At 68.7% G+C, this 26,262-nt stretch carries 22 protein-coding genes, 1 rRNA gene and 2 riboswitches; of the genes, 6 read left to right on the top strand and 17 right to left on the bottom strand.

What is annotated here, in order from left to right:
• Positions 1–56 precede the first annotated feature (56 nt).
• The gene (locus ACZ48Z_RS27075; RefSeq protein ID WP_468738482.1) at positions 57–1,574 is read right to left on the bottom strand and encodes a glutamate-cysteine ligase family protein; all 1,518 of its coding nucleotides are present in this window, start codon (positions 1,572–1,574) and stop codon (positions 57–59) included.
• Positions 1,575–2,102: 528 nt separating this feature from the next.
• On the opposite strand from ACZ48Z_RS27075, the gene ACZ48Z_RS27070 reads away from it, so the two are divergent.
• The 3 genes from ACZ48Z_RS27070 (at position 2,103) to ACZ48Z_RS27060 (ending at position 4,459) form a co-directional block, all read left to right on the top strand.
• Positions 2,103–2,669: a hypothetical protein gene (locus ACZ48Z_RS27070; RefSeq protein WP_468738481.1), complete on the top strand. Its 567-nt coding sequence runs from the start codon at positions 2,103–2,105 to the stop codon at positions 2,667–2,669.
• A 375-nt stretch (positions 2,670–3,044) separates the two neighbouring features.
• Positions 3,045–3,242 (top strand): DUF5999 family protein, encoded by a 198-nt coding sequence (locus ACZ48Z_RS27065; RefSeq protein ID WP_328745488.1) that lies wholly within the window; start codon positions 3,045–3,047, stop codon positions 3,240–3,242.
• A 179-nt stretch (positions 3,243–3,421) separates the two neighbouring features.
• Entirely contained in the window at positions 3,422–4,459 is a 1,038-nt protein-coding gene (locus ACZ48Z_RS27060; RefSeq protein ID WP_468738480.1) for a LacI family DNA-binding transcriptional regulator, read from the top strand.
• 6 nt (positions 4,460–4,465) lie between these two features.
• Here ACZ48Z_RS27060 and ACZ48Z_RS27055 read toward each other — a convergent pair whose 3' ends face one another.
• From ACZ48Z_RS27055 to ACZ48Z_RS27040, 4 genes are all read right to left on the bottom strand, one after another.
• Complete coding sequence (locus ACZ48Z_RS27055) at positions 4,466–5,509, bottom strand: endo-1,4-beta-xylanase (RefSeq protein WP_468738479.1); 1,044 nt, start codon at positions 5,507–5,509, stop codon at positions 4,466–4,468.
• A gap of 55 nt (positions 5,510–5,564) precedes the next feature.
• A complete protein-coding gene (locus ACZ48Z_RS27050) occupies positions 5,565–6,329 on the bottom strand; it encodes a carbohydrate ABC transporter permease (protein WP_468738654.1) in 765 nt (254 codons plus the stop codon).
• 68 nt (positions 6,330–6,397) lie between these two features.
• On the bottom strand, positions 6,398–7,396 hold the full coding sequence (locus ACZ48Z_RS27045; RefSeq protein WP_468738478.1) for a carbohydrate ABC transporter permease: 999 nt from the start codon (positions 7,394–7,396) through the stop codon (positions 6,398–6,400).
• A gap of 6 nt (positions 7,397–7,402) precedes the next feature.
• Positions 7,403–8,698, bottom strand: coding sequence for an extracellular solute-binding protein (locus ACZ48Z_RS27040; RefSeq protein WP_468738477.1), 1,296 nt, complete (start codon positions 8,696–8,698; stop codon positions 7,403–7,405).
• A 1,163-nt stretch (positions 8,699–9,861) separates the two neighbouring features.
• On the opposite strand from ACZ48Z_RS27040, the gene ACZ48Z_RS27035 reads away from it, so the two are divergent.
• Positions 9,862–11,814: an APC family permease gene (locus ACZ48Z_RS27035; protein ID WP_468738476.1), complete on the top strand. Its 1,953-nt coding sequence runs from the start codon at positions 9,862–9,864 to the stop codon at positions 11,812–11,814.
• Positions 11,815–11,861: 47 nt separating this feature from the next.
• Entirely contained in the window at positions 11,862–12,281 is a 420-nt protein-coding gene (locus ACZ48Z_RS27030) for a TOBE domain-containing protein (protein WP_468738475.1), read from the top strand.
• Positions 12,282–12,340: 59 nt separating this feature from the next.
• Here the strand turns inward: ACZ48Z_RS27030 and gcvP are convergent, their stop codons facing one another.
• Positions 12,341–15,226 carry an aminomethyl-transferring glycine dehydrogenase gene (gcvP, locus tag ACZ48Z_RS27025; protein ID WP_468738474.1) on the bottom strand — a complete coding sequence of 962 codons (2,886 nt, stop codon included), beginning with the start codon at positions 15,224–15,226 and terminating at the stop codon, positions 12,341–12,343.
• Positions 15,227–15,289: 63 nt separating this feature from the next.
• Positions 15,290–15,404: riboswitch (glycine riboswitch) on the bottom strand.
• Positions 15,405–15,500: riboswitch (glycine riboswitch) on the bottom strand.
• 123 nt (positions 15,501–15,623) lie between these two features.
• Here gcvP and ACZ48Z_RS27020 point away from each other — a divergent pair.
• Positions 15,624–16,001 carry a PRC-barrel domain-containing protein gene (locus ACZ48Z_RS27020; RefSeq protein WP_468738473.1) on the top strand — a complete coding sequence of 126 codons (378 nt, stop codon included), beginning with the start codon at positions 15,624–15,626 and terminating at the stop codon, positions 15,999–16,001.
• 17 nt (positions 16,002–16,018) lie between these two features.
• Here the strand turns inward: ACZ48Z_RS27020 and ACZ48Z_RS27015 are convergent, their stop codons facing one another.
• From ACZ48Z_RS27015 to rrf, 11 genes are all read right to left on the bottom strand, one after another.
• A complete protein-coding gene (locus ACZ48Z_RS27015; protein ID WP_468738472.1) occupies positions 16,019–17,395 on the bottom strand; it encodes a DNA polymerase IV in 1,377 nt (458 codons plus the stop codon).
• A 57-nt stretch (positions 17,396–17,452) separates the two neighbouring features.
• The gene (locus ACZ48Z_RS27010) at positions 17,453–18,136 is read right to left on the bottom strand and encodes a MerR family transcriptional regulator (protein ID WP_468738471.1); all 684 of its coding nucleotides are present in this window, start codon (positions 18,134–18,136) and stop codon (positions 17,453–17,455) included.
• Positions 18,137–18,399: 263 nt separating this feature from the next.
• Positions 18,400–18,873 (bottom strand): bifunctional nuclease family protein, encoded by a 474-nt coding sequence (locus tag ACZ48Z_RS27005; RefSeq protein WP_004002801.1) that lies wholly within the window; start codon positions 18,871–18,873, stop codon positions 18,400–18,402.
• Between the two features lie 77 nt (positions 18,874–18,950).
• Positions 18,951–19,688, bottom strand: a complete 738-nt coding sequence (ftsR, locus tag ACZ48Z_RS27000; RefSeq protein ID WP_468738470.1) for a transcriptional regulator FtsR — start codon at positions 19,686–19,688, stop codon at positions 18,951–18,953.
• A gap of 18 nt (positions 19,689–19,706) precedes the next feature.
• Entirely contained in the window at positions 19,707–20,612 is a 906-nt protein-coding gene (locus ACZ48Z_RS26995) for an FHA domain-containing protein (RefSeq protein WP_468738469.1), read from the bottom strand.
• Positions 20,613–20,673: 61 nt separating this feature from the next.
• Positions 20,674–21,504 (bottom strand): DUF881 domain-containing protein, encoded by an 831-nt coding sequence (locus tag ACZ48Z_RS26990; RefSeq protein WP_468738468.1) that lies wholly within the window; start codon positions 21,502–21,504, stop codon positions 20,674–20,676.
• Between the two features lie 5 nt (positions 21,505–21,509).
• Positions 21,510–21,842 carry a small basic family protein gene (locus ACZ48Z_RS26985; RefSeq protein WP_003988855.1) on the bottom strand — a complete coding sequence of 111 codons (333 nt, stop codon included), beginning with the start codon at positions 21,840–21,842 and terminating at the stop codon, positions 21,510–21,512.
• Entirely contained in the window at positions 21,839–22,675 is an 837-nt protein-coding gene (locus ACZ48Z_RS26980; protein WP_468738653.1) for a DUF881 domain-containing protein, read from the bottom strand. Before ACZ48Z_RS26980 ends, ACZ48Z_RS26985 begins: the two co-directional genes overlap by 4 nt.
• A 163-nt stretch (positions 22,676–22,838) precedes the next feature.
• Positions 22,839–25,334 carry a sugar phosphate nucleotidyltransferase gene (locus ACZ48Z_RS26975; protein WP_468738467.1) on the bottom strand — a complete coding sequence of 832 codons (2,496 nt, stop codon included), beginning with the start codon at positions 25,332–25,334 and terminating at the stop codon, positions 22,839–22,841.
• Positions 25,335–25,449: 115 nt separating this feature from the next.
• Positions 25,450–26,058, bottom strand: coding sequence for a CDP-alcohol phosphatidyltransferase family protein (locus ACZ48Z_RS26970; protein ID WP_468738466.1), 609 nt, complete (start codon positions 26,056–26,058; stop codon positions 25,450–25,452).
• A gap of 109 nt (positions 26,059–26,167) precedes the next feature.
• Positions 26,168–26,262, bottom strand: a 5S ribosomal RNA gene (gene rrf, locus ACZ48Z_RS26965); the annotation flags it as partial.

The raw sequence follows: 26,262 nt of genomic DNA, 5'->3' as shown, positions 1-26,262 counted from the left end.
GCGGCCGCGCTTCGGCCGGCCCCGGCCATCCACCACGACGGCGGTACGCGACGGCCTCACCCCAGCGGCACCGGCTCCGGCGACCCCACCGGCCACGTGTGCACCGGGTCTCCCTGATGCATCAGCTCGCCGTACCGTCGGGTCGTGGCCGCCAGGGCCGCGTCCCTGGAGAGGCCCGCCTCCAGTGCCCGGTGGAACGTCGCCGCCTGCCAGGACGCCCCGTTGGTCCGTCGCCGGCACCGCTCCTCGATCACCCCGAGGTAGAGGTCCCGGTCGGCGCGCTCCACGCCCCACGCCGCGAGGCCTGCCTCGGCGAGCGGCAGCAGTTCGTCGCGTACGAGGCTCACCGCGTCGACCTCGACGGTGCCGCCGTACCGGCCGCGCCGGGGCCAGGTGAGGCGGGCGTCGATGCCGTACCGGCATGCCGCGTCGAAGTTGGCCGCCGCCGCCTCGAAGGGCAACCGGGTCCACACCGGGCGCGACTCCTCGGCGAGGGCGCGGACCAGGCCGTAGTAGAAGGCCGCGTTGGCGATGACGTCCGTGATGGTGGGCCCGGCGGGCAGCACCCGGTTCTCGACGCGTAGGTGCGGGACGCCGTCGGCGATGCCGTAGACCGGCCGGTTCCAGCGGTACACCGTGCCGTTGTGCAGGACGAGTTCGGCGAGGGAGGGCACGCCGCCCTCGTCGAGGACCTTCAGCGGTTCCTCCTCGTCGCAGATCGGAAGCAGCGCCGGGTAGTAGCGCAGGTTCTCCTCGAACAGGTCGTACGCCGAGGAGATCCAGCGCTCCCCGAACCAGGTGCGCGGCCGGACGCCCTGGGCCTGGAGCTCGGGCGGGCGGGTGTCCGTGGACTGCTGGAAGAGCGGCGGCCGGGACTCGCACCACAGCTCGCGGCCGAACAGGAAGGGCGAGTTGGCGCCGACGGCGATCTGCACGCCCGCCACCGCCTGGGCGGCGTTCCACACGTCGGCGAACCGGCCCGGGGTGACCTGGAGGTGGAGCTGCACGGACGTACAGGCGGCCTCCGGGGCGATGGACTTCGAGGTGCAGGTGAGGCGTTCCACCCCGTCGATGTCGAGGACGAAGTCCTCACCGCGCGCGGCCACGATCTGGTCGTTGAGCAGGGTGTAGCGGTCGACGTCGGAAAGGTTGGAGGAGACCAGGTCGTCCCGGTCCAGCGTCGGCAGAATGCCGATCATCAGGATTCCCGCGTCGAGCTCACCGGCTTTACGGTCGGCATATGCCAGCGATGTGCGGAGTTCCTCCGCGAGCCGGTCGAAAACCCTGCCGCCCAGTCGGTGTGGGGCTATGTTGACTTCCAGATTGAACATGGCGAGTTCTGTTTGGAAATCTCGGCTTGCGATGCGTTCGAGGACCTCCCCATTCAGCATTCTCGGCATACCGTCGGAGCCGACGAGATTCAATTCGATCTCCAGCCCCATCAGGTTCTTGGGACGGTCGAACCGCTGCTCCGCCAGGAGCCGCTCCAGCCCCGTCAGGCACCTGCGGAGCTTGTCGCGGTAGCCCTGGCGATCGGACAGGTCGAACTGCCCCGCCACGACCTTCTCCCCCATCGAAGGGTCCCTCCTCGATACGTCATTGAGTCAGGTGGGATGATGCCCCGCCGGAACGATCGGTAACGTCCCGCGAGGGCTTTGAGCCCGCTACGCTGTCGGATGTGACCGGTGGCACATTCACTCGGCATGATGCGCTCAGCAGTTCCGGGTGCCCCGAAGAACTCGTGAAAAACGCCGACGACAACGGGCCGACCGTTTTACCGGTATTTCCCGAGGTCACCGCCGCCGGGCAGGCACGGAATCGGGATGATTCCCGCGTAACGCCGACTGAAGTATCCCTTGCCCCGCGCGCCGAAAGCGGCTAGACGAAACACTGTCTGAACACATGTCGTATAAACTCCGCGAACAAGGCAGAGGGTGGGCACCCCGCGGTTCTTGATCCTGCCGTCAGGCGACGTTCGGCAGTCCTCCTCCGTGCGCCGCCTCACCGGACCCCGGCCCCCGCCTCTCTGGCCCCGTGAGCTGACAGCGCCGTCCGCCCCCGCCCTCGCGCCACCATGCCTGTCGAATGAGAGGCGACCCACCATGCCGCTGCATGTCCACCCGGCTCCCGCGCCCGCACTTCGCTCCGTCCTCACCGCACTCGGTTCGCCCACCGCCGTCCGTGAGGCCCGCACACCCTCCCTGCTCCGTGCCCAGGGACCCGTCACACCCGAACTTCCACTGCCCGTGCACGTCCTGGACGGCAACGCCACCAGGCTGACCGGGTGGCGTTTCCTGATCCGCTGCGGCGAGCGCTCGGTGGCCGCCGCCGAGACCATGCTGACCCCGGACGGCTGGGCGTTCTCGCACTTCTTCGAGGGCCCGTACATCGCGTCCACCGAGCGTGCGCTGCGCCAGGCCGAGGTGATGCAGCAGCCCTACCAGCCACGGCTGCTGTCGATCCCGGGCCTGTACATGCTCGCGCTCTGGCTGCACGGCGACTGCGCGGCCGACGCCGCCACGGGCCGCCTCGCCGCCTCCGATCTGCTCGTGCCGCTGGCGCCGGCCCCGCCGGGCATCGCCGCCCACCGCCCGCACCGGGCCGCCGAACTGCTCCCGGTACTGACCCATCGGGTGGCTCCGGCCCCCCTGCTCGGCTCGCCTGCCTGAGATCCCACACCTGCGTCCCCGTACCCCGCCCCGAATTCCGGGTAGCGGGGTACGGGTCCGTTCGCGGCGGGATTAAGGTCGTACAGAATCCGCGGGGATCCACAGAAAAGATTTTGCTCGTACGAGCGGATAATTGCTCGGACGAGCCGAACACGGGGCGACTCCAGGTGGACTAGCCCTATCCGGCCACTGCGAACCACCCAAAGGGGCAGTGCAGTTGGGATGAACCGTCCAGCCGGGTGATGCGTCATCAACCTGTGAAGAAGTGGTGATGCGAAATACCTGCGGATTGACGCCCGTAGAGCAACACTGGGTTCAGACTGAGTAATCACGACGGGGGACGTCATGACCACAACACAGCGAAAGATCCCACCAATGTGCCAGCACCAGTCACCGTGTCCCACAGCCGACTCCGCCGACCGGGAATCCGCCCGCCTCGTGGCGCACCACCCGGAACAGGGCTGGAGCCTGCTGTGCAACGGCGTTCTGCTCTTCGAGGACACCGGTGAGCTCCTGCCCGACGGCCGGGTCATCGCCCCGCACCGCCCGCTCGCGGCGGCCACGGCCGCCTGAGCACAGCCGGGCGGCCGCCGAATCGCCCGGAGACCTTGAGGGGCCGGCTCGCAGCGACTGTCTGCGCACCGGCCCCGACGCATGTCCGGGGGCGATCACTCCCTGTGACGCCTTGTGTATGAACCCACTTTTCCGGAAGACTCCTGGAAGTTTCGACACGGAGACGTGGAGGTGGGCACGTGACAGCAGGCGAGGCCGGCGCCGGGCCCCGGGGCAGGGTCACCATCACGGAGATCGCCCGGCAGGCCGGAGTCTCGGTGCCGACGGTGTCCCGGGTGGTCAACGGCCGCTCGGACGTCTCCCCGCGCACCCGCGCCCGGATCGAGGAACTGCTCCAGCAGCACGGCTACCGCAAGCGCCCCGCGGCCCACGGCACCCGCGCCGCCCTGCTCGACCTGGTCTTCAACGACCTCGACAGCCCCTGGGCCGTGGAGATCATCCGGGGCGTCGAGGAGGTCGCCCATGCGGAGGGCGTCGGGACCGTGGTCTCCGCGATCCACGGCCGCTCCGGGGACGCCCGCGAGTGGATGCGCAACCTGCGCGCCCGCGCCTCCGACGGAGTCATCCTCGTCACCTCGGCCCTGGAGCCGGTCCTCCACGACGAACTGCGCGTCCTCGGTGTCCCGCTGGTGGTCGTCGACCCGGCCGGCTCGCCCGCCCTGGACGCCCCCACCATCGGCGCCGCCAACTGGTCGGGAGGCCTCGCGGCCACCGAGCACCTGCTGTCGCTGGGCCACCGCCGGATCGGCCTGATCGCCGGACCGCCCCGGCTGCTGTGCTCACGGGCCCGCTTCGACGGCTACCGGGCCGCTCTCGAAGGCGCCGGTCTCAGCCTCGACGAGTCGCTGGTCGTACCCGGCGACTTCCACCCGGAGTCCGGCTTCGCCGGCTGCGGCAAGCTCCTCGACCTGCCCGAACCGCCGACGGCGGTGTTCGCGGCGAGCGACCAGATGGCGCTCGGCGCGATCGAGGCGCTCAGGCAGCGCGGCCTGAGAGTGCCCGAGGACCTGAGCCTGGTGGGATTCGACGACCTTCCGGAAGTCCGCTGGTCGGCGCCCCCGCTGACCACCGTGCGCCAGCCGCTCGCCGACATGGGCAAGCTGGCCGTCCGCACGGTCCTCGAACTGGCCCGCGGCGAGCGCCCCGACTCGCCGCGGGTGGAGCTGGGCACGGAACTGGTGGTGCGGTCGAGCACCGCACCACCAACCCCCCGATGAGCCCGGCTACTTCAGTGCCGCCCGGATCGCGGCGTACGCCGGCTTCGGCTTGAGCTGCTCGTCCCACGGCAGCGCGGCGCCCTGGCCCTCGAAGAACGCGGGGATCCAGCTGTACTTGTCGGTGTAGTCCCAGATGGTGATGCCGACGCACCGGCGCACCGCGAGGCACGCGTCGGTCAGGTCCGCGTACCACTGGGCCTGCTGGGCCAGTTTCTCCTCGGTCGCGGGCAGGATCATCCGGATGTCGACCTCGGTCAGCGCGGTGTCGAGACCCAGCTTGGAGAAGCGGCGCAGGTTGTCCTCCAGGGTGGTCGGATAGCCGTACTGAAGTGCCAGGTGGGCCTGGAGGCCGATGCCGTCGAGCGGGACACCCTGCGCCTTCAGCTCCTTGGCCAGGGCGTAGTAGGCGTCGCTCTTCGGGCCGACGCCCTCGATGTTGTAGTCGTTGAGGTACAGCTTGACCTTGGGGTCGGCCTGGCGGGCCCAGCGCAGGGCGTCGGCGATGTAGCCGGGGCCGAGGGTCTTGTAGAACACGGTCTCGCGGTAGGTGCCGTCCTCGTTGAACGCCTCGTTGACGACGTCCCAGGCGAAGACCTTGCCCCGGTAGTGCCGCACCTCGGTCTGGATGTGCTTCTTCAGTACGGGCTTCAGCTCGTCCGCGGTCCACTCGCGCGAGGTGATCCAGCCGGGCAGCTGGCTGTGCCACACGAGCGTGTGGCCGCGCACCTTCTGGTGGTTCGCCCGGGCGAGGTTCACGATCTCGTCGCCGTTGGTCCAGTCGAAGACGCCCTGCTGGGGTTCGGTGGCGTACCACTTCATGCCGTTGCCCGGCGTGATCTGGTCGAATTCGCTGCCCAGGATCTTCTTGTACGGCTCGTCGACGAGTTCGGGGTTGTCGGTGGCACTGCCGAAGTAGCGGCCGTGGCGCTGGGCGAGGTCGGCGAGGGTGGTGGGTCTGCCGTGGGCCTGGGCGGCCGGAGCGGCGATGCCGGTCGCGATGAGACCGGCGGCGAGAGCACCGGCGAGTCTGAGGCGGGTGGTGCTGCGCATGGGGCGACTCCTCACGTGAGGGGGTGGGTGAGCCGTACTGGTGGAACCGCCGCCGTCAGCCCTTGGTGGCACCGGCGGTCAGGCCGCCGACGAGCTGCCGCTCGGCGACCGAGTAGAAGGCGAGGGCGGGCACCATCGCCAGGACGAGATAGGCGAAGACCCGGGCGTACTCCGCGGAGTACTGGCCCTGGAACTGCTGCACGCCGATGGGCAGCGTCCACCATGTGTTGTCGGTGAACACCAGCAGCGGCAGCATGAAGTTGTTCCAGCTGGTGACGACGGCGAGCACCGAGACCGTGCCGAGGGCGGGCCGTGCCATCGGCAGCAGTACGCGCCAGAAGAAGCCGAAGGGGCTGCACCCGTCGAGGGTGGCCGCCTCCTCCAGCTCGCCGGGGATCTCCCGGAAGAAGGCGCGCAGGATGATGATCGTCATCGGCAGTCCGAAGGCGGCCTGCGGCAGGATCACGCCCAGCGGGTTGTCGAGCAGCCCGAGCGAGCGCAGCAGCAGGAACAGCGGGAGCACCGCCACCGCGAAGGGGAACATCAGCCCCATCGTGAAGAGCGTGAACAGCGCCTCCCGGCCGCGGAAGGCGAACCGCGCGAAGGAGAACGCGGCCAGCGCGGACGCGGCGACCACCAACACCGTCGTACCCACCGCGATCAGCGTGCTGCTGCCGAGCAGCCGCCAGAAGTCGCTCCCGCCGAGGATGTCGGTGTAGTTGCTGATCAGCCAGCGCTTCGGCAGCCCGAAGGGGTTGCTGGAGAGCTCGTCGGTGGACTTGAACCCGGACAGGACGGCGTACACCAGGGGTACGACCATCACCGCGCCGACGGCGACGAGGATCGCGTGCAGGGGCAGGGTCCGTGCGGTGGTGGTCTTGCGGGCGGTCACTTGCCGTCCCCCCTCATCGTCGTGGTGGCCCCTTCGAGGTCGCGGCGGAGCACGAACCGCTGGTAGGCGAGGGCGAAGACGAGGCAGATGCCGAACATGACCACGCTGATCGCGCTGGCGTAGCCGACCTGGTAGCGCTTGAACCCGTACTGGAACATGGTCACGGCCATGGTCTCGGAATGGTGGTCGGGGCCGCCCTGAGTGACCACCCACACCAGGTCGAACAGCTGGATGGAGCCGATGACGGACAGGAAGACGCTGATCCGCAGGGTGGGCGCGAGCAGCGGCAGGGTGACGTTGCGGAACCGCTGCCAGGCACCGGCGCCGTCGATGAGCGCGGCCTCGGTCAACTCCCTCGGGATCGACTGGAGTCCGGCGAGGTAGAGCATCATGTGGAAGCCGAAGTACTTCCACATCATGACCAGGAAGAGCGTCGCCATGACGTACGAGGGGTCGGCGAACCACAGCCCGCCCACCCCGTCGAGGCCGACCGCGCCGAAAACGTGGTCGGCGAGGCCGTCGTCCGGGGCGAAGACCATGCTGAACAGCACACCCGTGATCGCCTCGGACAGGACGTAGGGCGCGAAGAACAACATCCGGTAGAGGGCCCTGCCGCGCATCTTCTGGTTGAGGAGGACGGCCATGGCGAGCGCGAACGGCAGTTGGAGCGCGAGGGACAGCAGGACCAGGACCAGACAGCGCCACAGGTCGCCCAGGAAGACCGGGTTGTCGAAGAGCGACGTGAAGTTGTCGACGCCGACGTAGTCGGAGGGCATGCCGAAGCCGCCCCAGCGGAAGAACGCGGCGTACAGCGCGAACAGCATCGGCAGCAGGACCATGCCGATGAACAGCACCAGCGCGGGCACCTGGAAGCCGACCGCGGTGAGCCAGTGCAGTACGCGCCGACGGCCCCGCCCCCGGGCCCTGACTGATTCCGGGGGCGGGAGATCGGTACCCGGACCGCTCCGCTTGTCTGCGAGGAACGTGGAGGTCATCGCGGGCTACTGCTCTTCCTTCGCCGTCTGCGTGATCGACTGGGTGACCTGTTCGGGGGACTTGGAGCCCGCGATGAGCGCGGCCACGCTGTCGTTGACCTCCTGGCCGACGGCGGGCGCGTATGCCTGGTCGAGGTAGAGCTGGAAGCCGGTGGCGGCCTTCAACTGCGCCTGGACGAGCTTGAGGTTGGGGTCGGTCATGGCCTTCTCCGCGTTCGGGAGCACCGGAAGGATGCTGGTCTTCTTGACCAGTTCCAGTTCGGTGGCCTCGGAGGCGAAGAACTTCAGGAAGTCCACGGCCGCCTGCGGGGCACCCCGGCGCAGGGCGTGTCCGCCGCCGCCGCCGAACACCTCGGTGAGGGCGCCCTTGCCGCCCTCGACCGCGGGGAACGGGAAGAAGCCCAGGTCGCCCCCGAGGCCCTTGCCGCTGTCGGCCTCCACGGACGGCGCCCACTGGCCCATGAGCTCCATGGCCGCCTTGCCGTTGCCGACGGCGGCCGCCTGGCCGGTGGGGGTGGAGTAGGCGGCGTTGAGGAAGCCCTTCTGGAAGGGCTGGAGGTCCACGAGCTGCTTGAGGTGCCGGCCGGCCTCGACGAATCCGGCACCGGTGAAGTCCTTGTCCTCGCTGGCCTTCTGGAGGGCGTCGATGCCGGCGGTGCGCATCGCGAGGTAGGCCCAGTAGTACATGCCGGGCCACTTCTCCTTGCCCGCGAGGGCGATGGGCGTGATGTTCTTCGACTTCAGCTTGCTCACGGCCTCCAGGAAGCCGCCCCAGGTGGTGGGGGGCTCACTGACACCGGCCTGCTTGAAGAGCTTCTTGTTGTACCAGAAGCCGATCATGCCCATGTCGAACGGAATGCCGTAGACCTTGTCGTCGAGGATGTACGGCTCCTTGGTGACCTTCAGCAGACCGTCTGCCCACGGCTTGGTCCGGTCGGTCAGATCCTCCACGAGCCCCGCGTCGACCTGCTGCTTGAGGACGCCACCGCCCCAGGTGTGGAAGATGTCGGGGAGCTTCCCGGAGGCGGTGAGCGCCGTCATCTTCGACTTGTAGGCGTCGTTCTCCAGCTGGACGATCTTTATCTTGACCTTGGGGTTCGCGGCCTCGAACTTCTTGGCGAGGCCCGCCCAGACACTCTTCGCCGGCTCGGTGGTGGAGATGTTCCACCACTCCACCGTGGTCGTCCCGTCGGTCGATCCTCCGTCCGAGTCGCCGCCACAGCCGGTCAGTGCCGTCATGCTCAGACCGGCCGCGGCGGACGCCGCCAGAAATCCACGGCGGGACAGTGCCGGGTCGCCCATGATGCGCTCCTTGGGTACGGGACGGAGCCGTCCTTGTCCGTCCTGCGGTCCGAAAGTTTCGGAGTAGATCCAGAAACCTTCGCTGCTGCCGCACCCTAGAGACAGCTACCAAACGGTGGCAACCCCTTGTGCACAGGCAATGTTGAGCAGTTGAACCAGGCGAGCCCACGGCGCCCTCGGCCGACCCGCCCGCACGAGGGCGCGGTCGATTCCGGGAGCGGCCGTCTCGACGCCATCGAAGGGAAGTCCGCACACGTCACGGCGCGTTGGAGAACGCGAGAAGGTCCGCATGGATCACGCCGGTGGACAAAGGAGTGCCGGACCGGCCCGGACCGCAGCCCGCCGCGAACAGAGCCGGGTATCCGAAACGACCGGGGACCTCGGGGCTGCCGCGCGATCGGATTTTCGCGACACCCGGCATCCCGCAACGCTCCCGGCGCCGAAATCGCCGATCCCCCAGGGGCGTTGCACCGAGCTACGGCCAACGGCACCCGGGCGCCTGCCACATGCCAGATCGACAGCGGCAGCCCGGACCGACCCACAGGCGCCAGGTAGGCGTCCCGGCCAAGGACCCGCTCCACCGACGCCCCGAAGGAACTGCCCTCTCGGCCCACTCGGTAAGGGGCCCACCTCAACCTCCCTTGCCGGTCAGGGGCGTTATCGCTCCGCTTTCCGCACCTGAGGCGACCCCCGACCGAAGGGTTCGGCACATTCGCCTCCGAACCGAAACATTCGCTCTCGTTGGCGATCCTTACGGAACGGACTGCTCGACAGGACTCGGGCCGGGGTGACGCTCCGACGAGGTGAGCCGCACACCGCGTGCACCGGGCATCGCCCTCCTGGACGGTGGCAGGCAAGTCACGGTGAATTCACCGGAGCAGGCCCGGTTGCCGGAAGCTCTCCCCGAACACGTCGACACCCGGCGCCACCATGACGCAACGTGTTCGCCTCCCCCGATCCGACCCACCGACCTTTTCCGGGAGAAACCCCCACCCAGCTGCCCCGACACCCGCCGCCGGCCCTCGCGGACCGAGTCTTAACGGAAGCTTGACGCCCATACGCCCCACATCCGTGGGCCCAGGCGTCACTCTCCGCTTACGCTGGTCCGGCCGTCGGTCGGGGCGGCCCGAACCCAGCTGAGCCGCACCTCTGGAGCGCCCGCGATGGCCACCACCGAACACCCTCCCTCCAGTCGCCTGCGCTCCTGGATGCTGGAAGGCCTGTCGGACATGGGCAAGGGCGGCGGCCACCCGGGCCCGCACGCCGAACCGGAACCCCCACACCAGGGCCAGCCCTGGTGGCGGGTCATGTGCCTGACCGGCGTCGACTACTTCTCCACCCTCGGCTACCAGCCCGGCATCGCCGCCCTCGCGGCCGGCCTGCTCTCCCCCATCGCGACCATCGTCCTGGTGATCGTCACCCTCGCGGGCGCCCTGCCCGTGTACCGCAGGGTCGCCGAGGAGAGCCCGCGCGGTGAGGGCTCGATCGCCATGCTGGAGCGACTGCTGTCGTTCTGGCAGGGCAAGCTGTTCGTCCTCACCCTGCTCGGCTTCGCCGCCACCGACTTCCTGATCACCATCACCCTGTCCGCCGCGGACGCCTCCACCCACCTGGTCGAGAACCCGCACCTCACCGGCGCCCTGCACGACAAGCAGATGCTGATCACCCTGGCCCTCGTGGCCCTGCTGGGCGCGGTCTTCCTCAAGGGATTCCTGGAGGCCGTCGGGATCGCGACCGTCCTGGTCGGCATCTACCTCGCCCTGAACGTCGTCGTCGTGATCGTCGGCCTGTGGCACATCGTCACCGCGGACCATGTCATCACCGACTGGTCCAGCGCCCTGACCACCGAACACGGCAACGTCTTCGTGATGATCGGCGTGGCCCTGATCGTCTTCCCCAAGCTCGCGCTCGGCCTCTCCGGCTTCGAGACCGGCGTCGCCGTCATGCCGCACGTCAAGGGCGACCCGGACGACACCGAGGAACGGCCCACCGGCCGGATCCGCGACACCAAGAAGCTGCTCACCGTCGCGGCCCTCATCATGAGCTGCTTCCTGATCGCCACCAGCTTCATCACCACCCTGCTCATCCCGGAGAAGAACTTCGAGCCGGGCGGCCCGGCCAACGGCCGTGCGCTGGCCTACCTCGCCCACGACTACCTCGGCGGCGTCTTCGGCACCGTCTACGACGTCTCGACCATCGCCATCCTGTGGTTCGCCGGCGCCTCCGCGATGGCAGGCCTGCTCAACCTCATGCCGCGCTACCTGCCCCGCTACGGCATGGCCCCGCACTGGGCCCGCGCGGTGCGCCCCATGGTCATCGGCTTCATCCTGATCGCCTTCCTGGTGACGTGGATCTTCGACGCGAACGTCGACGCACAGGGCGGCGCGTACGCCACCGGCGTGCTGGTCCTGATCAGCTCGGCGGCGATCGCGGTGACCATCGCCGCCCGCAAGGCCGGCCAGCGCGGCTGGACCATCGGCTTCGCCGTCATCTCGGCGGTGTTCCTCTACACGACCGTCGTCAACGTCATCGAACGCCCCGACGGCGTCAAGATCGGCGCCTGCTTCATCGCCGGCATCATCCTGATCTCGCTGCTCTCCCGGCTGGCCCGTGCCTTCGAGCTGCGTGTGACCAGCGTGACGCTCGACGGCATGGCGGAACGTTTCATCCGGGACATCGCCAGCCGCAAGATCCGGTTCATCGCCAACGAACCCGACCAGCGCGACCGCGCCGAGTACCGCGACAAGATCGAGCAGATCCGCGAGGACAACGACATCCCCGGCGAGGACTTCGTCTTCGTCGAGGTCACCGTCCTGGACCCCTCCGAGTTCGAGGCGAGCCTCACCGTCCGCGGCGAGATCCTCCACGGCCGCTACCGCGTCCTGACCCTGGAGTCCTCCTCCATCCCCAACGCCCTGGCCGCCCTCCTCCTGCACGTCCGCGACACCACCGGCTGCACCCCGCACATGTACTTCGAGTGGACCGAAGGCAGCCCCTTCGCCAACTTCCTGCGCTTCTTCCTCTTCGGCCAGGGCGAGGTCGCCCCGGTCACCCGCGAGGTCCTCCGCGAGGCGGAACCGGACCGCGCCCGCCGCCCCCGCGTCCACACCGGCTGACCGGCGCATACCCGACATCAGCCGCACAAGGTCCTAAGTTGGTGCCCATGACCCTGAGCATCCGCAACCAGCTCCCCGGCACCGTCACCACCGTCACGCCGGGCGAGGCCATGGCGACGGTCACGATCCGACTCGACGGAGGCCAGGACCTCACGGCCGCGATCACCCTCGAATCCGTCGGCGACCTCGGCCTCGCCCAGGGCTCGTCCGTACGCGCCCTGGTGAAGGCGACGGAGGTCTCCCTCGCCACCGCCCCGATCCGGGGCGTGTCCATCCGCAACCAGCTCCCGGGCACCGTCACCGCCGTGGTCGCCGGCGCCGCCATGGCCACCGTGAAGATCGCCGTCGAGGGAGGCGAACTCACCTCCGCGATCACCGCGGACGCCGCGACCGATCTCGCCCTGAGGGCCGGCACCCCCGTGGTCGCGCTCATCAAGTCGACCGAGGTGTCACTGGCGAACGCGTAGGCCCGGCCCCCGGCGCAAGGAAAAGGGCCCCGCCGTAACGGGGCCCTCATCGCCTCAGGTCAGTCCTCGTACGCGTCCATCGGCGGGCAGGAGCACACCAGGTTCCGGTCCCCGAAGGCCTGGTCGATCCGCCGCACCGGCGGCCAGTACTTGTCCGCGACCGACACCCCGGGAGGGAACACGGCCTCCTCGCGCGTGTAGGCGTGCTCCCACTCCCCGCCCAGCGCACCGGCGGTGTGCGGAGCGTTGCGCAGCGGGTTGTCGTCGGCGGCCCACTCCCCGGCCCCGACCTTCTCGATCTCCCCGCGAATGGCGATCATCGCCTCGCAGAACCGGTCGAGTTCGATCAGGTCCTCGGACTCGGTCGGCTCGATCATCAGCGTCCCGGCCACCGGGAACGACATGGTCGGCGCGTGGAAGCCGTAGTCGATGAGCCGCTTGGCCACGTCGTCGACGCTCACCCCGGTCGCCTTGGTCAGCGGCCGCAGGTCGATGATGCACTCGTGCGCGACCAGCCCGCCGGGGCCCGTGTAGAGCACGGGGTAGTGCGGCTCCAGCCGCTTGGCGATGTAGTTGGCGGAGAGCACCGCCACCTGCGTGGCCCGCTTGAGCCCCTCACCGCCCATGAGCCGGACGTACGCCCACGAGATCGGCAGGATCCCCGCGGAACCCCAGGGCGCGGCCGAGATCGGCCCGACGCCGGTCTCCGGGCCCGCCGCGGGCTGCATCGGGTGGTTCGGCAGATACGGCGCCAGGTGCGACCGGACACCGACCGGACCGACGCCCGGGCCACCGCCGCCGTGCGGGATGCAGAAGGTCTTGTGCAGGTTCAGGTGCGAGACGTCACCGCCGAAGTGCCCGGGCTTGGCCAGCCCCACCAGGGCGTTGAGGTTGGCCCCGTCGACGTACACCTGCCCGCCCGCCTCGTGCACCTGCGCGCAGATCTCGGCGACGTGCTCCTCGAACACCCCGTGCGTCGAGGGGTACGTGATCATCAGCACGGCCAGCTCGTCGCGGTGCTGCTCGATCTTCGCCCGCAGGTCCTCGACGTCGATCTCGCCGTCCCCGGCGGTCTTCACGACGACGACCTTCATGCCCGCCATCACGGCGCTGGCGGCATTGGTCCCGTGTGCGGACGACGGAATCAGACACACGGTCCGCTGCTCGTCACCGTTCGCCCGGTGATACCCGCGTACGGCGAGCAGCCCGGCCAGCTCGCCCTGCGAACCGGCGTTGGGCTGCAGCGACACGTTGTCGTAGCCGGTGACCTCGGCGAGCCGCTCCTCCAGCTCCCGGATCAGCGTCAGATAGCCCTGTGCCTGCTCGGCGGGGGCGAAGGGGTGCAGCTGGCCGAACTCGGGCCAGGTGACCGGTTCCATCTCGGTGGTCGCGTTGAGCTTCATGGTGCAGGAGCCCAACGGGATCATGCCGCGGTCGAGCGCGTAGTCGCGGTCGGCCAGCCTGCGCAGGTAGCGCAGCATCGCGGTCTCGGAGCGGTACTGGTGGAAGACGGGATGGGTGAGGAAGTCATCGGTGCGCAGCAGCGCGTCCGGCAGCGCCTCCTCGGTGGCCGCGTCCAGCACCTCGATGTCGGCCTCGACCCCGAACGCACCCCACACCGCGGCGAGTTGGGCCCGCAATGTGGTCTCATCGCAGGCGATGGAGACATGGTCGGCGTCGACGAGGTGGAGGTTGACGCCGTTCTGCCGTGCCGCGGAGACGACCTCGGCGGCCTTCGCGGGCACCCGCACGGTGAGCGTGTCGAAATAGGAACCGTGCACGACCTCGACCCCGCCGGCCGTGAGACCCGCGGCGAGGATGTTCGCGTACCGGTGCGTCCGGCGTGCGATCCCCCTGAGTCCCTCGGGCCCGTGGTAGACGGCGTACATCCCGGCCATCACCGCGAGCAGCACCTGGGCGGTGCAGATGTTGCTGGTCGCCTTCTCCCGGCGGATGTGCTGCTCACGCGTCTGCAGCGCGAGCCGGTAGGCCTTGTTCCCGTCGGCGTCCACGGACACGCCCACGAGCCGCCCGGGCAGGCTCCGCGCGAACTTCTCCCGCACGGCCATGTATCCGGCGTGCGGCCCGCCGAACCCCATCGGCACACCGAACCGCTGTGTGGTCCCGACCGCGATGTCCGCCCCGAGCTCACCCGGCGACCGCAGCAGGGTCAGCGCGAGCAGATCGGCGGCGACGGTCACGAGCGCGCCGAGCTCATGGGCCTGGTCGACGACCGCCTTGATGTCGCGTACGGCCCCGGAGGCGCCGGGGTACTGGAGGAGCACCCCGTTGATCTCCCGCTCGGCGAGCTCGGCCGGGATTCCGTCGCTGAGGTCGGCGACCACGACCTCGACTCCGGTCGGCTCCGCCCGGGTCCGGATCACGGCGATGGTCTGCGGCAGCGCGTCGGCGTCGACGAGGAAGATCCCCTTCTTGTTCTTCCCCATCCGGCGGGACAGTGCCAGGGCCTCGGCCGCGGCGGTCCCCTCGTCGAGCAGCGAGGCACCGGAGGTCGGCAGCCCGGTGAGGTCGGCGACCATGGTCTGGAAGTTGAGCAGGGCCTCGAGGCGCCCCTGCGAGATCTCCGGCTGATAGGGCGTGTAGGCCGTGTACCAGGCCGGGTTCTCCATGACGTTGCGCAGGATGACGGGCGGCGTGAAGGTCCCGTAGTACCCGAGCCCGATCATGGAGTCGAGCACCTGGTTCCGGTCGGCCAGCGACCGCAGTTCGGCCAGCACCTCGGCTTCGGTGCGCGCTCCGGGCAGCTCCAGGGCATCGGCGTTCTTGATCACATCCGGCACCGCGGCGGCGGTGAGTTCGTCCAGCGAGCCGTAGCCGACCTGGGCGAGCATCTTGGCCTGAGCCCCGTGGTCGGGGCCGATGTGACGCTGCTCGAAGGGGATTCCCTGCTCGAGCGTGGAGAGCGGAATGCGATGGGCGGTCATTGCGGAGGCCTCCTGGTCTGACGCGACCTTCGAGGGGTACACCCCGGCACGGGTACCCCGACGGCCTCCCCCTCTGTCATCTCAACCTGAGAGCTTCACCAGACCGCCCGAGAGCAGTCGGCTTTCACCGTCGGTGAGAGCGGAAGCCGTCGACACCCGCCCTGCTTTCCAGAGTGACCTCGCCCGTGCGGTACGTGAGCCTGAGAGATTCCGGGGAGGATTTGCTCCTTCGGCGCCTCCGATGATGTCTGGAGGACTCTCCCGCACGGTGTCGACAGCCGCCTGCAACACTACCAGCGAGGTCAACGCCCGAGCTTTCGAGTGGCCGCACACCCCGATGTGCTCTTTCGTAGTGCTTACGACCGCTTCGGATGAGGTGCGACCAAGTGGAGGGCCCGTGCAGACCGACATCGATCCGCGCAACCTGATCGGCCGCAAGGCGTTCGACCGCAACGGCACCAAGATCGGCAGTGTTGACGAGGTCTACCTGGACGACGCGACCGGCGTGCCCGAGTGGGCGGCCATACGCACCGGCCTCTTCTCCCGGGACGCCTTCGTCCCCCTTGGACCGAGCGAAGTGATCGAAGGCACACTCCACGTCCCCTTCGACCGCAGGCTCATCAAGGAAGCCCCCGACTTCGGCGTGGGCCGGCACCTCTCCCCCGAGCAGGAACTCCAGCTCTACCACCACTACGGCCTCGACACGGCCCCACCGCCGTCGTTCCCGGACCGGGACTTCGGCAAGCTGGCGGGCACGGAGGAAGCCGACGCCTGAGGCACCTTCCGGCCCGCTCACCCGCCGACCAACCCGTCACGGGTGATCCGGTGCGGACCCGCCGCCTCCACCAACGGCAACGGCTCGGCCGGCTCCAACGCAGGATCCTCGACCCGGAACGTCCGCACCCGCCCCGGCTCCGAATCCGGCGTCTCGAACCGCACGGTCACCCTCCCCAGCCCGCTCCCCTGCACCCACCCGTGCCCGTACTCGGCATGCCGCACATCGTGACCGGCGACCCACCTCCGCCCGACCGCCACCTCCCGCTCCTCCGCAGGCGTGTCATCAGCCGCCTCCTCGACGGTGTCCTCCCCGCGCTCCTCCATGGCCTGAGCGAACAGGTCCTCCTGCGTGAAGTCCGCCAGCCCGCTCACCCCCACCCCCAGCAGCCGCACACCCCCCGTGGAGTCCACGCCCTCCAGCAACCGCAGGGCGGCCTCCCGCACCACCGCGGGATCGTCCGTGGGCCCCCGCAGGGTCTCGGACCGCGTCAGCGTCGAGAAGTCGTACCGCCGCACCTTCAACACGATGGTGCGTCCCGACAGCCCGGCCGCCCGCAGTCGCCGCACACACCGGTCGGCCAGCCGCTGCACCTCCAGCCCCACCCGGACCCGGTCATGGATGTCCACGTCGTACGTGTCCTCCACCGACACCGACTTCGTCTCCCGCGCCGCCACCACGGCCCGCTCGTCCCGGGCCAGCGCCATCGCGTACAGCCCGTGCCCGTGCGCCTTCCCCAGCAGCCGTACGAGCTCGTCCTCCCCCGCCTCCACGATCTCGTCGACCGTATGGATACCGGCCCGCCGCAGGTGGTCACCCGTGGCCGGCCCCACCCCCGGCAGCGTCCGCACCGACATCGGCCCCAGCAGCGCCCGCTCGGTCCCCGGTTCGATCACCACCAGCCCGTCCGGCTTGGCCTGCTCGGAGGCGATCTTCGCGAGCATCTTGGACGCGGCGAGCCCCACGGACCCCGTCAGGCCGGTGCCGGCCCGTATGTCGGCCCGCAGCTTCGCACCGGCCAGCCGCGCCGACCGGTCGTCCCAGGCCGTGCCCCCGGCCTCCAGGTCCACGAACGCCTCGTCCAGGCTCAGCGGCTCCACCAGCGGCGACAGCTCCCGCAGCAGCCCCATCACCTGCTCGCTGATCGACCGGTAGAAGTCGAAGCGCGGCACGAGATACGCGGCGTTCGGCGCGAGCCGCCTGGCCTGGCCCATGGGCATCGCCGAGTTCACACCGAAGACCCGGGCCTCGTACGACGCGGTCGCCACCACACCCCGCGGCCCCAGGCCGCCCACGACAACGGCCTTCCCGCGCAGGCTCGGCTTGGATGCCTGCTCCGCCGAGGCGTAGAAGGCATCCATGTCGAGATGCAGGATCGTGGGCGCTTTTCTCACATGTCCGATGCTGCCCTACGCCACTGACAATGCCCGCCCCGAAGGGTGGTGCGGGTCTCAGACCGCCCGGTTGCGCCGGCGCGCCAGCTCGTCCGCCGGGTTGTGTCCCATGAGGGTCTCCCCGGTGTCGATGCGCTCTCCGTGCAGCTGGGACAGGGCGCTCTCTACGTCACGCCACACGACACCCACCGCGATCCCGAAGATCCCCTGGCCGCCCTGGAGCAGCGCGTGGACCTCGTCCGGCGAGGTGCACTCATAGACCGTGGCACCGTCGCTCATGAGCGTCATGCGCTCCAGGTCCTGGAAGCCCCGCTCCCGCAGGTGCTGGACGGTGGTGCGGATGTTCTGCAGCGACACGCCGGTGTCGAGGAACCGCTTGACGATCTTCAGGACGACGACGTCCCGAAAGCTGTAGAGCCGCTGCGTCCCCGACCCGTGGGCGGGCCGCACGCTCGGTTCGACGAGCCCGGTGCGTGCCCAGTAGTCGAGCTGCCGGTAGGTGATACCGGCCGCCGCGCACGCCGTAGGGCCGCGATAGCCGATCTGCTCGGACGCCATGGACGTCGCCCCTCCGCTGCTCGGCACGGCCGCCGTTCGCTGCGGAGCGGGATCGGCCGCGCTGCCGTGCTGGGGATCCCCCCAGCTCGACCGAAGTTGAGAGCTTGGGGGAGGGTACGGACCGCTTGCCCCGAGACTCCGTCCGGGGGCACCCCCAGCCGTACCGTCGCCGCTGCTTCTCACGCCGACCTCCGTCCTTGACCTGCCTTCTCGACGGTAGGCAGTCACCAGGGGTGCGTCAACGATCGCCACACTCGGCACGCCGGGTGATAATCACCCTAGGAGTGGTTTCCCGCACCCAACCGCGGGGAAAGGCTAGCCGAATGAGCTCCGAACGGGCCGCAGGACGCTCTCACTCGCCGGTGGCAAATGCCAGCATTTTGGTGACGACCGGACACGGCCGGCCTCTCACGGACCGCTGATCCGCCGGGCCGGCCGCCTTCGTCTCACTGACTGCTGGTGCCGAAGTCCTCGGGGGAGATCTGGTCGAGGAACTCGCGGAACTTCTCCACTTCGTCCTCCTGCTCGTCGGGAATCGCGATGCCGGCGTCGTCGAGGACTCCGTCGCTGCCGTAGATCGGCGTCCCGGTGCGCAGGGCCAGCGCTATGGCGTCGGACGGCCGCGCGCTCACCTCGACCCCGCTGGCGAAGACCAGCTCCGCGTAGAAGACGCCCTCACGCAGGTCCGTGATGCGCACTTCGGTGAGCTCCTGGCCGACCGCCTCCAGCACGTCCTTGAACAGGTCGTGGGTCAGCGGTCGTGCGGGGGCCATGCCCTGCTGCGCGAAGGCGATCGCAGTCGCCTCCCCGGGCCCGATCCAGATGGGGAGGTAGCGGTCGCCTCCCACTTCACGCAGGAGCACGATCGGTTGGTTGGAGGGCATTTCGACCCGGACACCTACGACATCGAGCTCGTTCACACAGCAACCCTAGGCCGTGCCCGGGACGTTTGGGTAGTCGGGCAGGAAACGGGTGACAGTTCCTGCACCAGTCGCCCTCAGGGCAGCCGTACACCGAGCGCGGTCTGCACGAGTGCTGCGTGCAGCTTCACCGTGAGACCGGCGAGTTCCTTCGCACGGGCTTCCGCGTGCGCGCGGGTCTGCGGATTGCGGTGGCGCTTCAGCGGGGCCACCACCTGCTCCACGAGTCCGGCCTCGCGTTCGGCGGCGGCCTTCATCGCGCGCAGGTGCCGCGGCTCGATCCCGAACCGTCCGAGTTCGGCGACGAGCGCGGCGACCGTGACCACCTCGGCGTCGTACGCCCCGTCCGGCAGCGGGGCGATGAGCCCGTACGACTCCCACTCCGCCAGCTCCGACTCACCGATCTCGGCGGCGGCGAGCAGTTCGGTCCTGCCGATCCGTGCCGCGGTGGGTCCCTCGGAGACCTCCAGGACCGTTTCTCCGTCGCGCTGACGGCCCACCGTGGGCAGCGCGACGGCCTCGCCCCGCTCCATGGCGTCCAGATGCTCACGGATCACCTTGAGCGGCAAATAGTGGTCCCGCTGCATCCGCAGGACGTGGCCGAGCCGCTGGAGGTCCCGGTCGCTGAACTTGCGGTACCCGGAGGGAGTCCGCTGCGGCTCGATGAGCCCCTCGGACTCCAGGAAACGGATCTTGGAGATCGTGACTTCGGGGAACTCGTCGCGCAGCACGTTCAGCACCGTGCCGATGCTCATCAGCCCACTGTCCGTGGCGGCGGTGCCGTGTCCCGCACCGCCGCTCGGTGTTTGAAGCATGGACCTTCCCTGGGAGGGTCAGTAGCCCTGCTGGCTCGCGTAGAACACCAGCCGGTACTTGCCGATCTGCACCTCGTCGCCGTTGTTCAGAGCGACCGAGTCGATGCGCTCACGGTTGACGTACGTGCCGTTGAGACTTCCCACGTCGGACACCGTGAACGTGCCGTCCTGGCCGCGGCGGAACTCCACGTGCCGACGCGAGACGGTGACGTCGTCGAGGAAGATGTCGCTCTGCGGGTGCCGGCCGGCCGTGGTCAGCTCGCCGTCCAGGAGGAAGCGGCTGCCCGAGTTCGGCCCGCGGCGCACCACCAGGAGTGCGGAGCCCAGCGGCAGCGCGTCGACGGCCGCCTGTGCCTCCGGAGACAGGGCCGGCATCTGCGTCTGTCCGGTGACCTCGGCGTCGTACGCCTCGAGCCCGGAGATGGAGATGGTGGAGGTCGTCTCCGAGGGACGCTCGGGCACGGCCCCCGCCCGCAGCGGGGCGCCGCAGTTGGAGCAGAAGCGGCTGTTCTCCGCGTTGCGGTTACCGCACCTCGTACACACCTGGGCCGACATAGGGGAAAACCCTCCACCCGTACTTGAGGTTGACGGCTGCCCGAAACCTATGTCGCCGGACTGGGCAGGGTCAACAGACGGCACGCCCTGACCTCCGGGAACGTCACCGTCCGGGCCACCGACCTGATCCCGGAACAGCGGGCGCTGCCCTTCTGCGTCGGGCTGTGCGCGATGACGAGCGGTCGCGTTGTCACTGCCCTCTCGCGCGCTCTTGCCGAACAACTTCGCAAACAACTTCACGGGCGATTCCCCTTGACCGAAACAGACCCGCCCGTGGGGCAGGACGAACCCTGATTGAACACACCGGTCGACCCGGACACCCTCACAACGTCCGTTTCCACCAGACAGTTTCCACCACGCACCACCCATTCGGTGCGCCGACCCCCCGCAACCTCATGCCCTGGCCCGACGCGCCGCATGCACCCCCGGTTCACCGGGAGGACGACCGAGCGTAGTCAGGCCGCTTCGCCGCTCGCAAGGCGTCCACGACGATCTTGTTCGACCGCTCGACGGTAACGGTGGCCTGCTCCTTCTCAAGAGTCTGCACCACGCCTCCAGGAATGTTGAGGGCCGGTTCGAGGTCCTGCGGATTGCCGATGACCTTGAAACGAAACGGCGAGGTGATCTTGTTCCCGTCGACGTTCACGCTCTTGTCGGAATCCGACAGATAGGTGCCCGCGACGACCCGCACGCCGTTCACCTGGATCGCCTCCGCGCCGGCCGCGCGCAGCTCCTGGATCGCGTCGAGCAGCATGTCCGCCTCGACCGTCCCCTTGGTGTCCTCGATCGTCATCGTGATGCCCGGCCCCTGCGCGGCCACGGTGCCCGCGAGGATGCCGAGTTGCCGCTCCTTCTCGACCGTCTGCTTGCGGGCCTCCTCAGCCTGGTCGGAGCTGTTCTCCAGCTCGTCCCGCTGTTTCTCGAGACCCTGCTTCTCGTCTTCAAGACGCTGAGTACGGTCGTCCAGTTCATCGAGGATGCGTACGAGATCCTCCTGCCGCGCCCCGCGCAGCGCGCTGTCGCTGTCGCTGTTCGACGCCACCTGGACGGCGAGGCCGAACCCGAGGCCGAACAGAAGGACGGCGACGATGAGTTGGGCCCGCGTCACACGCGGCGGCCACAGCCCCTGCACCAGCCGCTGACGGCCGGTGAGCCGAGGCTCCACCGCCGGGACGTCCACCACCTCGGGCGGCCTCGCGGGAAGTTCCTCGGGCAGTTCCTTGCGCAGCCTGTTGCCGGGCGGCTCGTCCTGCTCGCTCATCGGCCTCACGCCCGGAAGACGTGCCGGCGGATCGCGGCGGCGTTGGAGAAGATGCGGATCCCGAGCACGACCACGACACCGGTCGACAGCTGCGCGCCCACGCCCAACTTGTCGCCGAGGAACACGATCAGCGCTGCCACGACCACGTTGGACAGGAACGACACGACGAAGACCTTGTCGTCGAAGATGCCGTCGAGCATGGCCCGCAGGCCCCCGAAGACGGCGTCGAGCGCCGCCACCACGGCGATCGGCAGATAAGGCTCGACGACCGCCGGAACCTCAGGCCGGACCAACAGGCCGGCCACGACTCCCACGACGAGGCCCAGTACGGCGATCACGATGTGCCCTTCTCAGTTCTCGGCTCTGCTGTACGTACGATCACACTCGGTGCGGCCGGCAGCCGGAGGTCGCCCTCCACGGAAATGGCGGTCCGGATGCCGTAACTCTCCTGGAGGGCGTGCAGATACAGTCCGTCGGCACTGTTCTGGAACCTGGTGCTCAACCGCTGCCCGTCCCCCACCGCAAGCACCGTATACGGCGGAACCAACGGCTTGTTGTCGACCAGTATCGCGTCACCCGCGGCTCTGATCGCCGACAGTGCGGTCAGCCGCTGTCCGTTGACGGAGATGGCCTCGGCCCCCGACGCCCACAGCCCGTTGACGACCCGCTGCATGTCACGGTCGCGCACCCGCCCGGTGTCGGAGAACCCCGATGTCTCACGCGGGTTGCCGTCGCCGCCCGTGCTGGCTTCCTTCGCGTCGTTCACGACCAGTTTGACGCCGGGGCCGTGCACTTCCGCGGCGCCCGACAGGATGCCCATGAGATCGGCCCGACCGCTGTCGCCGCTCTGCTTCAGCGCCTGGCGCTGCCGTGTGCTCACGTCGTCGCGCAGCTCGTCCACGCTCTTCTCGAGCTTGTCCGCCGTCTCGCTCTCACGGTCGATCCGGTCGATGAGCTCTTCGCGCTCCTTGGCCACGACAGGAGCGGCCACGCGGGCCTGCGCCGCCCCCACGGTCACCACCAGAGCCGCGAGCACCAGGCCGACGGCAAGACCGAGCTTGGCCCGCAACGTCCTGGGGAGCCCGGCGTCACCGGCGGCCTTCTTCCGGGCCGCCGACTCCGCGTATCCGTCGTCGAGGCTGTGATCCATGACGTTGGTGAGCAGCGACATGGAGGCGTCCGGGCGCGAGGGGCGCGTGGGGGTGCTCCGGGCGGGGGGCTGCTGCGGCATGCCGAACATCGTCGCACGTCGCGGCCACTACCTCCGAACGGCCCCATCCGCGTGCCGGACAGGCCCCCTTGGGGGGCACATGTCCGGCACGCGCGTGTGTGGATCAGCGGCCGGCGCTGTCCACGACGGCCGCCCACTCGTCGAGCAGGGCCTGCGCGGATGCGTCGTCGGGCCCCTCGGCCCACAGATGCGTGACCGCCTCGGCCGGGTCCGGCAACACCATCACCCAGCGCCCGTCGGTCTCCACGACCCGGACACCGTCGGTCGTGTCGACAAAGCGATCGCCTGCCGCCTCGACGACCCGCCGCATCACCAACCCCTTGACGGCCCACGGGGTCGCCAGATCCCGCTTGATGACGTGCGCCCGCGGAATCCGCGCGTCGATCTGACTGAGCGTGAGCTGCGTCCGCGCCACCAGCCCGATGAGCCGCACGAATGCAGCCGCGCCGTCGAAGACACTGCTGAACTCCGGAATGATGAAGGCGCCCTTGCCGTCACCGCCGAAGATCGTGGAGTCGTCACGGCCGACACGGGTGAGGTCGTCGGGCGACGTGGTCGTCCACTCCACCTGCGTGCCGTGGTACGCCGCCACCTGCTCGGCGATCCGCGTGGTGGTCACCGGCAACGCCACACGACCGCTGCGCCGCTCCGCAGCGACCAGGTCGAGCATGACGAGCAGCGCCCGGTCGTCCTCGATGATCCGTCCCTTCTCATCGACCAGGGACAGCCGTTCACCCACGGGGTCGAACCGCACCCCGAACGCGGCCCGCGCGGACGCCACGATCTCTCCGAGCCTCACCAGCCCCGACCGGCGAGCATCCGCCGTCTCCGTGGGCCTGGACTCGTCGAGCCCCGGGTTGATGGTCAGCGAGTCCACACCGAGCTTCCCGAGCAGACTGGGCAGCACCAGCCCCGCGCTGCCGTTCGAGGCGTCCACGACGACCTTGAGCCCGGACTCGGAAATCCCGGTGATGTCGACGTTCCGCAGCAGCGAACCGGTGTACGAGTCGAAGACACTCGCCGGGAAGTGCAGGTCACCGATCTCCCCGGGGAACGCCCGCCGGTACTCCTGCCGGGCGAAGACCCGGTCCAGCTTCCGCTGGCTGCCCTGGGAGAGGTCCGCACCCCGCCCGTCGAAGAACATGATGTCCACGGAGTCCGGCACGCCGGGCGTGGTCCGGATCATGATCCCGCCGGCACTGCCCCGCGCGGTCTGCTGCCGTGCCACGGGCAGCGGTACGTTCTCCAGGTCGCGTACGTCGATGGCGCTGGCCTGGAGAGCGGAGATCACTGCCCGCTTCAGGGCCCGGGCGCCTCGGGAGTGGTCGCGGGCGGTGGTGACGGTCGACCCCTTCTTGAGGGTCGTCGCGTAGGCACCGGCCAGCCGGACCGCGAGCTCAGGAGTGATCTCGACGTTCAGGATGCCGGACACCCCGCGGGCGCCGAAGAGATGCGCCTGCCCCCTGGACTCCCAGATGACCGAGGTGTTGACGAAGGCACCGGCCTCGATGGTCTTGAACGGGTAGACCCGCACATTCCCCTGGATGATCGATTCCTCGCCGACGAGGCACTCGTCACCGATGACCGCGCCGTCCTCGATACGGGCCGCGCGCATGATGTCGGTGTTCTTCCCGACGACACATCCGCGGAGATTGCTCTGCTGGCCGACGTACACGTTGTCGTGCACAACGGCCTTGTGCAGAAAGGCCCCGCTCTTCACGACCACGTTGGAGCCGACGACACTGTGCTCACGGATTTCGGCTCCGGCCTCGACCTTCGCGTAGTCCCCGATGTAAAGCGGGCCACGGAGAACGGCATCGGGATGCACCTCAGCACCCTCGGCCACCCATACGCCCGGGGAGAGCTCGAAGCCGTCGATCTCGACGTCGACCTTGCCTTCAAGAACGTCGGCCTGAGCCTTCACATAGCTCTCGTGGGTGCCGACGTCCTCCCAGTACCCCTCAGCGATATAGCCGTAGATCGGCTTGCCTTCCTTCATCAACTGCGGAAAGACATCGCCGGACCAGTCCACGGGCACATCGGACTCGACATAGTCGAAGACCTCGGGCTCCATCACATAGATGCCCGTGTTCACCGTGTCCGAGAAAACCTGCCCCCAGGTCGGCTTCTCCAGGAAGCGCTCGACCTTCCCCTCTTCATCGACGATGGTGATGCCGAATTCGAGGGGATTGGGTACACGCGTCAGGCAGACAGTGACCAGCGCACCCTTTTCCTTGTGGAAGTTGATGAGCTCGGTGAGATCGAAGTCGGTCAGGGCATCACCGGAAATAACGAGGAAAGCATCGTCCTTCAACGCCTCTTCGGCGTTCTTGACGCTTCCGGCGGTACCGAGTGGCTTCTCCTCGTTGGCATAGGAGAGCTCCATCCCGAGCTCTTCGCCGTCACCGAAGTAGTTCTTGACCAGCGAGGCCAGGAACTGGACGGTGACGACGGTCTCGTTGAGACCATGCCTTTTGAGCAGCCGAAGAACATGCTCCATGATTGGCCGGTTTACCACCGGCAGGAGCGGCTTGGGCATGCTTGAGGTCATTGGGCGAAGGCGTGTACCTTCGCCTCCGGCCATCACGACGGCCTTCATGTCGGAAGCGTCCTCCTCCAAGAGATGACGGTCTAGCCGACTTCACCCGTCCAGATTGTCCCGCACTTTTCCGTCGGGGGCCATCGAGCCGCTACGGCTGTGCCAATGGACGAGTTCAATCGGCCATGGCGTCCGCACGGACCAGGCGGCGGACTTGTACCACGTAGAGGACTCCTGCCCACCAGTAGAGGGTTGTACCCCATCCTGCGAACGCCCATCCGAAAATAGCACCGAGTGACGAGAGCCATCCGGTTCCGTCACTGAGCAGGAGCAGCGGGAAGGCGTACATCAGGTTGAAGGTGGCGGCCTTGCCGAGGAAGTTCACCTGCGGTGGAGGATAACCGTGACGCCTGAGGATGCCCACCATCACCAGGAGAACCAGCTCACGCAGAAGCAGTGCAGCCGTCAACCAGATTGGCAGAATCTCGCGCCAGGTGAGACCGACCAAAGTCGAAAGAATGTAGAGCCGGTCAGCCGCGGGATCCAGCAGCCGGCCCAGGCTGCTGATCTGGTTCCAGCGCCGGGCGAGCTTGCCGTCCAGGTAGTCGCTGATGCCGCTCAGGGCCAACACCAGCAACGCCCACTCGTCACTCTTGGGGCCCCCGAACTCAGGCCTGAGAATCAGCCACAGGAAGAGCGGCACGCCAACGAGCCGCGCCATGCTGAGGATGTTGGGGATGGTGAGGACCCGGTCCGTCTGGACCCGGGTCTCCTGGACCTCCACCCGGGAGCCTCCTGTGGGAAATGTGCCGACGATGCCCCCTGACCCTACCTCAACGCAAAAAAGCTCTGGCTCTTGGGCTGCGTGCCCAAGAGCCAGAGCTCTAAAAGGAGTTCGGCGGTGTCCTACTCTCCCACAGGGTCCCCCCTGCAGTACCATCGGCGCTGTAAGGCTTAGCTTCCGGGTTCGGAATGTAACCGGGCGTTT

Source organism: Streptomyces sp. NPDC031225 (assembly GCF_055570355.1).
The sequence above is the reverse complement of the archived record's forward strand: the minus strand, read 5'-3'. Positions and strand labels throughout refer to the sequence as shown.

Bases quoted from the DNA above. Each gene is read 5' to 3' on its own strand.
- ACZ48Z_RS27075 (WP_468738482.1), bottom strand. From the start codon at position 1,574: ATGGGGGAGAAGGTCGTGGCGGGGCAGTTCGACCTGTCCGATCGCCAG.
- ACZ48Z_RS27070 (WP_468738481.1), top strand. From the start codon at position 2,103: ATGCCGCTGCATGTCCACCCGGCTCCCGCGCCCGCACTTCGCTCCGTC.
- ACZ48Z_RS27065 (WP_328745488.1), top strand. From the start codon at position 3,045: ATGTGCCAGCACCAGTCACCGTGTCCCACAGCCGACTCCGCCGACCGG.
- ACZ48Z_RS27055 (WP_468738479.1), bottom strand. From the start codon at position 5,509: ATGCGCAGCACCACCCGCCTCAGACTCGCCGGTGCTCTCGCCGCCGGT.
- ACZ48Z_RS27050 (WP_468738654.1), bottom strand. From the start codon at position 6,329: ATGGTCGTACCCCTGGTGTACGCCGTCCTGTCCGGGTTCAAGTCCACC.
- ACZ48Z_RS27045 (WP_468738478.1), bottom strand. From the start codon at position 7,396: ATGACCTCCACGTTCCTCGCAGACAAGCGGAGCGGTCCGGGTACCGAT.
- ACZ48Z_RS27040 (WP_468738477.1), bottom strand. From the start codon at position 8,698: ATGGGCGACCCGGCACTGTCCCGCCGTGGATTTCTGGCGGCGTCCGCC.
- ACZ48Z_RS27035 (WP_468738476.1), top strand. From the start codon at position 9,862: ATGGCCACCACCGAACACCCTCCCTCCAGTCGCCTGCGCTCCTGGATG.
- ACZ48Z_RS27030 (WP_468738475.1), top strand. From the start codon at position 11,862: ATGACCCTGAGCATCCGCAACCAGCTCCCCGGCACCGTCACCACCGTC.
- gcvP (WP_468738474.1), bottom strand. From the start codon at position 15,226: ATGACCGCCCATCGCATTCCGCTCTCCACGCTCGAGCAGGGAATCCCC.
- ftsR (WP_468738470.1), bottom strand. From the start codon at position 19,688: ATGCTTCAAACACCGAGCGGCGGTGCGGGACACGGCACCGCCGCCACG.
- ACZ48Z_RS26995 (WP_468738469.1), bottom strand. From the start codon at position 20,612: ATGGGTGGTGCGTGGTGGAAACTGTCTGGTGGAAACGGACGTTGTGAG.
- ACZ48Z_RS26990 (WP_468738468.1), bottom strand. From the start codon at position 21,504: ATGAGCGAGCAGGACGAGCCGCCCGGCAACAGGCTGCGCAAGGAACTG.
- ACZ48Z_RS26980 (WP_468738653.1), bottom strand. From the start codon at position 22,675: ATGTCGCTGCTCACCAACGTCATGGATCACAGCCTCGACGACGGATAC.
- ACZ48Z_RS26975 (WP_468738467.1), bottom strand. From the start codon at position 25,334: ATGAAGGCCGTCGTGATGGCCGGAGGCGAAGGTACACGCCTTCGCCCA.